The sequence below is a fragment of the Acidaminococcus sp. genome, assembly GCF_050873445.1.
In the GTDB taxonomy this organism is placed as follows: Bacteria; Bacillota; Negativicutes; order Acidaminococcales; family Acidaminococcaceae; genus Acidaminococcus.
Genome location: NZ_JBNMIU010000065.1, coordinates 1 through 9799, shown reverse-complemented (window position 1 = coordinate 9799; position 9799 = coordinate 1). Strand labels below are relative to the sequence as shown.

At 43.6% G+C, this 9799-nt stretch carries 6 protein-coding genes and 1 tRNA gene; 2 read left to right on the top strand and 5 right to left on the bottom strand.

Translation table 11 applies throughout. The features are described 5' to 3' along the window. Positions 1 to 210: 210 nt before the first annotated feature. The 5 genes from ACR0QW_RS09885 to ACR0QW_RS09865 all read right to left on the bottom strand — a co-directional run bounded on the left by ACR0QW_RS09885 (position 211) and on the right by ACR0QW_RS09865 (position 6435). Positions 211 to 2070, bottom strand: a complete 1860-nt coding sequence (locus ACR0QW_RS09885) for an autotransporter outer membrane beta-barrel domain-containing protein (protein WP_432643499.1) — start codon at positions 2068 to 2070, stop codon at positions 211 to 213. 137 nt (positions 2071 to 2207) lie between these two features. Then, positions 2208 to 3200: a hypothetical protein gene (locus ACR0QW_RS09880; RefSeq protein ID WP_432643498.1), complete on the bottom strand. Its 993-nt coding sequence runs from the start codon at positions 3198 to 3200 to the stop codon at positions 2208 to 2210. A 447-nt stretch (positions 3201 to 3647) separates the two neighbouring features. After that, positions 3648 to 3736 (bottom strand) — tRNA-Ser (locus ACR0QW_RS09875). A 53-nt stretch (positions 3737 to 3789) separates the two neighbouring features. Continuing rightward, on the bottom strand, positions 3790 to 5241 hold the full coding sequence (gene wbaP, locus ACR0QW_RS09870; RefSeq protein ID WP_432643497.1) for an undecaprenyl-phosphate galactose phosphotransferase WbaP: 1452 nt from the start codon (positions 5239 to 5241) through the stop codon (positions 3790 to 3792). 624 nt (positions 5242 to 5865) lie between these two features. Then, a complete protein-coding gene (locus tag ACR0QW_RS09865) occupies positions 5866 to 6435 on the bottom strand; it encodes a recombinase family protein (protein WP_432643496.1) in 570 nt (189 codons plus the stop codon). Positions 6436 to 6707: 272 nt separating this feature from the next. On the opposite strand from ACR0QW_RS09865, the gene ACR0QW_RS09860 reads away from it, so the two are divergent. Continuing rightward, a complete protein-coding gene (locus ACR0QW_RS09860) occupies positions 6708 to 7292 on the top strand; it encodes a hypothetical protein (protein WP_432643495.1) in 585 nt (194 codons plus the stop codon). A 149-nt stretch (positions 7293 to 7441) separates the two neighbouring features. Then, positions 7442 to 8785 carry a DEAD/DEAH box helicase gene (locus ACR0QW_RS09855; protein ID WP_432643494.1) on the top strand — a complete coding sequence of 448 codons (1344 nt, stop codon included), beginning with the start codon at positions 7442 to 7444 and terminating at the stop codon, positions 8783 to 8785. Positions 8786 to 9799: the final 1014 nt, after the last annotated feature.

Below are 9799 nucleotides of genomic sequence, written 5' to 3'. Positions count from 1 at the left end.
GATACCACATACACATGATTGTGTTCAATAGGTTGGGTCTAAAATGAACACGTCAATTTTAAAGGATTCAAATTGTAGGCTGTCCAATTTTGTGGGTAGGTACTACTCTTAAAAAGTGTCCATACTTATGGGTACAGTATAAAAAAGGACAGGAGCTATGAAAAGTGATTTCACAGTTCCTGTCCTTTTTCTTATGATTTCCCAACGATGTCAAAAATCAAAGCGCATCCCGATACGCCAGGACCAGTCTTTTTGGAAATTGCTGCCGTTGGCACGTTCAGCATCCATATAGACATGGGTTGCCTTTCCGGTCTTGAAATCTACGCCCACACCATATTCCCACCATTGGCGGTTGCTGCCGCCGTCACAGGATAGCGATGCCTGGTCCTGCTGCAAGGCAGCGTGCACTGTATCTCCCAGTTCCCTGTTGTACCGTACTTTGGCATAGAACTGTCCCTGTCTGGAAAACTTCTTCCCTGCATCCACACCCAGGCTGGCAACAGCGCTGTTCACATGTCCGGATGCCACATGGACGCCACGAGAGGTGGTAAACTCCCGATTATACAGCCTGCCCAGCGTGAACTGGGCGTTGGGAGTCACAAAGACGCCTCTGTGGTTCTCCCAGCGGTATCCGAACTCTGCCCCCAGCTGGAGGCCCCGGCTCTTCACAGAACCGTTTACGCCGTCAAATCTGAAATCATTGTCATAGGAACTGTAGCGTGCGGTATAGTCCCTGTACAGTCCCGGATTGGAAATATGGGTATGGTACACTGTGACAGAGCCGCCGCGAAGATCGCCAGAACCGCCATTGACACGCAGATCATCATACACATTGTATCCGTTCATATGGCTTTTGCCGGATATATACGAAAAAGCCACGCCGATGAAGTCCACGTCTTTTTTGCCGTCCGCTGTGTGCTGCTCCGCTGCATGATGTTTAAAATCATATCCCAGCGTATACGTCTTCACCCTGGCATCACTGCCGTAGATACCGCCACTGCTAATGCTGGAACTGCTCATCCTTGCCCACAGGCCTTCCCGGTCTTCATCAAAGCAGTACATTCCCAGCCGTTTGGTCAGGCGCTCATTTTGATCCCGCCATAAATAGTAATTTAAATTGCCGGCCTGCAGCACAGCCGCTGCGGAACGGACGGGTCCCTGCGGAGCCGGTGAAGGTTCGGGTGGATTTGGTGACGGTTCAGGCGTGCTTTCTCCTTTCTTCAGATACCAGTCCACCGTATAGCCTTCTGTATCACTTTTCTTGTGGTCCAGTGCATACGTATGCCATGTCAGGGCATCATCAGAAGCCGCTTTGAACGCCCCTTTTTCATTCACGACACTCGCCAGCACCGTTCCTTCCGCATTCCCCGTCAAGGTTTTCCTGTTGTTTGCCTCATGGAGATATATGTACTGCGTCCTCTCGTGGTTGTTGATGAATAATTTGTCAGCCGTAGAGCCATCCCTGCTCATCTTGCTGTCATCGAAATCCATCTTGATCGTACCTGGGCCGGAAAGCGTATTGATTTTTACCTTTTGGTATCCCTTGCCGTGCGTCAGATCCAGCAGGCTGCTGCCGTTCATATTCACGGCAGACACTTCGCTGTTATCCGTAACATACCAGGACGCATCGTGCATATTCAGCTGCGTGCCTTTTTCAGAAAAATTCGCATCCTGAAAGGCAAAGCCCTGTTTTGCCGACGCAGCATCCAAAATCGCACCGGTCAGAGACGACTTGCCCTTTTTGTCCTCTTGTCGAACTGCGCTGCCATCGCCCAGATTCAGCTGGACCGTATTGCCGTTGTTGGTATAAATATTGCTGGTCATGTTGACAAGAGCCGTTGTATTGTTCTCGTTGATGACGACCGAATTGCCGTCTGCATCTGCTGGTTTTTCATTCATCAGCACATCCCCATCGACCTGCAGTGTTTTGCTGGCATCGATCCGGATATTGCCAGCCGTATCTTTTTTTTCTTTATCATCTTTATCAAATTCTTCCGCCAGGTCTTTACGGGAAGGATTTACCTCACCGCCGCCTGCAATGGCCACTTTCGCATTTTGGCGTTCAGTCACTTCCCCTTGATTCATATAATTGGTATTATGGTTGATAATAGAAATATCTTCCCCGGTAATGGTTACTTCTGAACCGCCGCTGGAGCTGACGGTCGCAACGTTCCCATAGTTATTATTGATATCCGCTTTCGCGGCATCTACGCTGATGCGGGAATTGTTTCTGGCATTGATTGCATTGGTATTGGCATGGAATTCCGCCTCATCGGCATGTACCTCAATCGTAGATGGAATTCCGCCTCATCGGCATGTACCTCAATCGTAGAAGGATGCAGAATGTAATCATCGGCCGTTTTCCCCTCTGCAATAGTTTTGCTGTATCTGTCATTGGCAGTGTTGTGTTTTTCCTCATACATATAGGAATCACTGTACAGGTTCATATTCGCCCCTGCATCTTCAGCAAAGAGAAGTTTTTGGATTTTCCTATCCTCGCTGCCCAGCTGAATGATCCCGCCGGCATCACTGTACACGGCTGCCGCACTCTTTCCCTGGGTAGCTGCTTCAATGGTAAGGGTATCGCTCAAAATCCTGACGACAGGAAACGGCATATCCGTTTCCCACGAAGTTTCAAGAGTATTGACATTATCTACATCACCTGCCGTAGCCACAATCGCACGGCCATTGGCCTTTAGCAGGACTTCTTTGGCGTTGATGTCGACTTTACTGCCATAAGTACAGAAAATCGTATTATCAATCGGTTCATTGCCAGTATAATTATCATATTCCGTCTTACGACGAATATCAGAGGACAAAGACAGCTTACCGATATTCTTCAGTTCTATTTTAGCCCGGGCATCCCCATAAACAGCACCCACTGTTCCGGAAATATCGACAATTTTGACATTTTCAATATAAAGACCACCCAGTCCATTGGTCTGATTGCCATATGTTGCGTCAAGGCCATATGTACCTTGGGTGATTCTTAATTCGCCCAAATTTTTAACAGTTATACTGTTCGCATTTGTAGAAACTATATCCCCTGTAAGTGTTAGCTTTTCTTTTTCCGTTGCTCCTTTGACAGAATAAGAAGAGTAAGGTGAAGCTAATGAGATAAAGTGTCCTTCCGCAGGGCGGAAATTTATAAAGGAATTTATAAAAGTATATACACGGCCTATACTTTTATCTGTATGCAAAATTGCTGTCGAACTGGCATCATCCCAGATTGTGCTTCCGTCTGCATCCCAGCGTGTATAACCATCATCATTATAGCCCCACTCACCATAATAATATTCCTTTGCATACAGCTGCCCCCCCCCCGCATACAGTCAGAAGCAACGCCGCAACAACCGCAGCGCTCATATTCTTCGTTGCTTTTCTGCCTTTTTTTCTCCATTTTCTTTGCATCTGTTTTGATTTTCCCTTCTGTTCCCGGCCAGCAATATCATCAGTCCATGAATTCAGAGCTGACTGAAAATTGCGGGTGCACATACACCGCCTTCATTTTGCTGAAAGCCGGCAAGTCCATTGGCGCACAAAAAAGGAAGCAACCGGAAACGCCTACAAATTGCTTGAAACCCCACAGCCCGCACAGCTGCAGGACTTTTCACTTCTTGAACGTTTACGGTTACTTCCAAAAATGGTGGCGGAGGAAGAGGGATTCGAACCCCCGGCCCCTTGCGGGATCGCCAGTTTTCAAGACTGGTGCCTTAAACCACTCGGCCATTCCTCCATCTAGTCAATGTATTAAGTATATCTCACGCCCGGCAGCCTTGTCAAGGAGCCTCAGTAGGCCCCTTTATGGCTCAGCACCACCCCGAAAGTCCGCCACAGCAGCATGATATCCAGCCACACGCCCCAGTTGCGCACATACCAGGAATCCATCTGCACCCGTTCGTCATAGGTGGTATCGCTGCGGCCGTTCACCTGCCACATGCCCGTGATGCCCGGCCATACCATGTAGAAATCCTTGATGTAGGGCCCATATTTGGGGATTTCCGCCGTTACGATGGGCCGGGGCCCCACCAGGCTCATCTGACCTGCCAGTACGTTGAACAGCTGGGGCAGTTCGTCCAGGCTGGTCCTCCGCAGCACTTTCCCCACCCGGGTCACCCGGGGATCGTCCTTCAGTTTAAACTCCGCTTCCCATTCCTTCCGGGCCTCCGGATTGGCAGCCAGATATTCCTTCAGCTTCTGGTCCGCATCCACGCACATGGTCCGAAACTTCAGGCAGGGGAACAGCTTTCCGTCCCTGCCAATACGCTGATGGGCGAAAATCACCGGGCCCCGGGAATCCAGCTTGATCAAAACGGCCAGTGCCAGGAACACAGGGCTCAGCAGTACCACGCCGATCAAAGTCAGCACCAGATCGAACAGCCGCTTGATGACCCGGTTGTAAGACCGGGCCAGATTATTCTTCAGGCTCATGAGCATCAGCCGTTCATTGAACAGGGAATCCACTTCTACCCCGTTCACCGGCAGGCCGATCAGATCGGGCACGAATCCCAGGTTCCGCACATGGGGCTGGATCATATGCATCAGGTCATTCAGCTTATCCGGCGTCAGGCCCGGCGCCGCAATGCACACATCCTGTACGCCGGTCCGGTCGATGACCTCCGTCACCTGTGCAAAGGTTCCCAGGCAGGGCAGGTTCCCCGCGTTTTCCGGCTGGGGCCCGGCATCATCCACATAGCCGATGACGTTATAGTTCAGGCCTACATCGTCCCGAATGCCCTGGAGGATCAGCCTGGCTGTCTTACCGGCCCCCACCAGCAGCATCGGTATACTCCCCACCCCGGCCCAATTCAGCAGATGGGCGATGAAATACCGGGAGAGTGTCACCAGCAGGAACGCAAAGATCCAGAGAAAGCCGATGAACAGCCGGGAAGTGCTGGTGGCAATATGGGACATGTACACGAACACCACAATAGCGCCAGTGGCATAGGTACAGCCCCGGCAGATGCATTCCATCAGTTTCCAGTACCCCATTCGCCTGGTATAGATGCCGGCCTGGCGGAAGAACAGGATGAACAGCAGCGGAAAGGCCACCCAGGCATTCAGCCAGGCAATGTGCAGATGGGTATTGCCGGTGATGGCGCAGCGCAGATGGTACGAAAGAACCTCTGCCAGCAGGATCATCAGCCAGTCGGTGATGGTGTATACCGCAGGCAGGAAATAGTTTAAATGATGATGGATAAAGGAATCCGGATGGGACTCCGAAAAGGCAGCACGGGACATGGGAAAGCTCCTTTACAAACGATATGGAAGACAAGTGTATATTCTGTATATTATATCGTGTGGAGAAAAAAGGTGCAAGAAAGGAGCGAAATAGATTTTACTCTTGCGTGGTCCGGGACTTTCAGACAACGAAAAAAGACACCCCGAAAGGTGTCCTTAATCAGTCTCTAAGCGCTTTTAGACGCTATAAAGAATTTTGTGGCGGAGTGGGAGAGATTCGAACTCTCGAAAGTAAAAACCTACCCACTAGTACAGAAACACTAAGTAAGAAAAAGTGTAGAGTAGAAGCCACTTTTTAGCCCTTTTAAAGTACATACAGAAGCAATTAGACACTACTTGTATTCCAGAATCTTCCTAACTCTTCTATGAGGACAGCATAACATAATTAGAGCTCCTATTGCAAGCCCCATTTTTGTGTAAAAATTTTGTGAGCCCTATTGAGTCTGCTTGAATTTCCTTCATTCCCCCTCTAGTCCCTTCTCTATATAGTGAATCATATCGTTTTGCTATTTCTTTATGAAGGGCTACAGGGAACACCAGAAAGAAGCCTATCAAGGTGGATAAAAAGGAAGAGGGAACTAATCTAATGGCTCCCTCCTCTATTGTATTGGTTTCTATTTGGTTCTATCTCCCTTCAAACTCTTTGACTCTTCTATACCACGTGTTGGGCTTCATCCCTGCTTTGGTCATTGCCTGTACTGCTGTCATATTCCCTGCTTTCCATTCCTTATAGGCTTCTTTAAATGTATCATCAATAAGCACCTTTGGTCTGCCATAGGGCCTATGTTCTGCAATACAAAGATCAATTCCTTCTCTCTGTCTCTGTCTTATGGTCTCCCTTTCCAGTTCAGACAGAGAAGCAAATATGTGAAGAATAAACCTTCCCTGTGGTGTGGTGGTATCAATCTGTTCCTTAAGGCTAATAAGGTTTACCTTTTTCTTTGTGAGTTCGTCCACAATGTTAAGAAAGTCTAAAGTATTTCTTGCCAGTCTGCTGATACTTTCGATATATACTGTATCTCCCTCTCTCACATATTCCATCATTGCTTTTAACTGTGGTCTTTGTCTGTCCTTCCCACTTATCTTTTCTTCATAGGTCTTATCAATCTTAATTCCTTTTTCAGTAAAGCAGGCGTGTTGTCTCCCTGTGTTTTGGTCTTTGGTGGATACTCTGATATAACACACATTAGCCATTGTCTTTCACTCCCTTTGTTTTCATTTCTTGTGATGATTTAATTCTAATTCGTATATTTCAAAATGTCAATCTTATTTTTGATATATTTTAATACTCTTTATCTAACTTTTAGACACGTAAAAATACCTCTAAATTCCCTCTGTCTAAAAGTAAACTTTTGAAACATTAATTTAATTGGCACACTATATAGAGATATACCATAAGGTATACCCACAGACAATCTTAAGCAAACAGCCAAAGAAAACAATGAAAAGGAAGGAGACAAAGAATCATGAACACCACAAACACCGACAATGAGAAGTACAGCACTATCAAGAAGATTAACAGAGGTAGAATAGTCACACCTGTAGGAAAAGCCTATTGGGCCTATCTGGATAAGCCAGAGGAATTTAATGGACAGCCCACAAACAACTATTCTATTCAGGTAGAGTTTACCAAAGAAGGGACTCAGGCTCTAAAAAGTGAATTATTGAAAGTCCTTGAAGAAGCTAAACAGGCTCCTAAGTTCTCAGGGAAACCATGGAAAAAAGAACCCAATATTTCTTTGAAAGAAGGCAAAGATAATTCTGTACGGTTTAAATTTGCTTCTAAGGTATCTTATATAGATCGTACAACTCATGAGGAAAAGCCCATTAATATTCAATTGTTCAACTCAAAGGGAGATAGATTAAAGCCCTCTGATACTCCTATTCCTGTAGGTAGTAAAGTCCAAATTTGCTTTAAGCCTGTCCCCTATCATATCAACAGGAATAACAATGGGATTAGATTACAGCTTGAAGCATTATTGTTACTAGAGGAGGCAAAAAATGAAGATACTAATTATCCTTCTGCTTCTTCTTATGGTCTGACTGATTAACTCTGACAACTGAATATAGTAAGTAGTTTCTCTCCTTTTTAAATTTCTTTAGGAGTATCTCTCATTAGCTCCCTATTTATGTATCTCTAATAGATAGTCCTAAGGAAATCTCATCAGGAGTTATTTTTTTTTAATTAGGAGAAAACACAATGGATAATAAAATAATAACAATCGGAGTTGTGGACGCACCCACAGGAGAGGGAAAGACTACAGCCCTAATAAACCACCTAGAGACTAACTATAACAACCCCTTTACAGCACCCCTAGAGGGGGGAAAGAGATTTATTGTTATGGTTCCTTTAGTGACTGAATGTGAAAGAATCTATAATGCTCTGAAAGAGGGCGGTATAGATGCCTATATGGCAACTATTGAAGGACGGAAAAATAGAGATACCCTTGATGCTATTGAAAGAGGGGAAAATATTATCACTACTCATAGATTCTATGAAATGAAAATCAATGAACTATTTAAGACACTGAAGGAATCTTCTACTAAAGGGAAATACTCCTATAGTCTTTTCATTGATGAAGAGCCCTCTATAGAGATAGATATAAAAGATTCTCCTTTAGAGAAATTACCTTCTTTAACCCCTTCTGACATTGAGGAAATGAAGGAACGAAATATTATTGCTATAGATACTGACAGTAATAGAATCCATTGGACAGCTCCTGAAGATTTATCGGTTATCTATAGGCACTATAGGGATTTTTTCACTGGTTATACTGTTTACCTTTCAAAAGAAGCCTATCAGGGTGGAAAAGAAAACCCCTTTATAATTCTCATGAATCCTGAACTATGGTCTATGTTTAAGTCCGTTACGGTATTGAGTTATAGAGTCCGTTACTCCCCCTTTCATGCCTACTGTGAGCTCTTTCGATTCCCTATAGAATATTATCATATTGATAGAAACCCTATTACTAATGATTCACTCTTTAAAAGGGGCTACATAGACAAGAAGCCCAAAGGATATAAACGCTTGAATATCTGTAAGGAACCGCATTTATTGGAGACCTTTGATAGAGAGTACAAGGAGATTCCTTCTAAGGGGCTATCCTATAGTTGGTATACCAATAAGGCCAAACCAAAACAGCTTAAGAAAATAAAGTCCTACATGGATAAATGTATTAGGGAGTATTCTTGTAGCTCTATCTTATGGACTTCCTTTAAAGATAGTATGAAGGCTTTAAAGATTCCTAAACATGGTATCAGCAAAACGAATTGGACAGCCTGTAATACAAGAGCCACCAATGATTATAGCAACCGTACCAATGTGATTTACCCTATCAACAGGTATATGAATCCTTTTAAAGCCTCTTTCTGGAAAGCTCAGGGAATTGTTATAGATACAGATAATTGGGCCTTGAATGAGCTCATACAATTTCTTTGGAGGTCTAATTTAAGAGTTGCTGATAGTGAGTTACGTGTTAATGTTTATATCCCTTCAGAGCGTATGAGAGGGTTATTAGAAGCATGGATAAATAATATACAGTAACCTTAAGAAAGATATATCTAAAAAATTTTTGGGGGCGTTTTGAGACACTCCTAAAGATTATAGTATTTATTTATTATAAGAGCCAAAGAGCAAAGCCCTGATTCTCCCTTACTTATTTACTTATTTTGGGGGCATTTTAGGTTCTATTTGTCCCCATAAATAAGTCTTAAAAAGATTGTTAAAATGATTCAGTTCTTTACTATGATAAAGTATATGGTTCTTTTCATCTGTCTTTTTATTGAGTCAATATAATACAACTACTATAGAGTACCAAAGACCACAACTACCATAGAGCAATACCAAAGATAATAATTACTAAAGATTAATACCAAAGATAATAATTATTATAGATTCTCTTTTATCAGGTCTTTCAAGGAATCTCTTATATGGATGATGCCTGTTCCAATTAAAAGCCCGGAAACCCGCATGGATACTGGGTGAATTTAATTGGCACACTATAAGGGGGAAGAGGGGAAAAAAGGAAAAAGTCTAAGACTATTATAAGAGAGTATTCCATATATAAAAGTATTAAAAGAAATACTCTATAGAATTCTTTACGTGAGATTTCTAAATAGGGTCTTTCATAATTCTTTTATAGGTCTCATGTATTGATTGGTATTCTAAAAGAGTGCAGTTATTAATTATCATTAATCATCATCATCATTGCTAAAGGGGTCTTTAGTTATTGGTATTCTCGTAGTAATGTACATAAGTCCTTTATATGAGGACAATATAAGTGTTATTATTATTATTAATTTTCTCCCTATGTAGTTCCCCTGTAGCTATCCTATGTATATCCCTATTGGGTGCTATGTGAGTATATCTTAAATTTAATGGTCTCTTTGTCTTTAGTTATAAATATTATCCATTGTGTATGTGTTGCACTTGTCAACAAAAATTGGACACAAAACTAAAAAAATCAGGCATAAAAAACGAATCGATGTACAAGATTCATCATCTTTTCTGACATCCTTCAAGCTTGTTAGACAAACCATGCCATCGATAATGCAGACG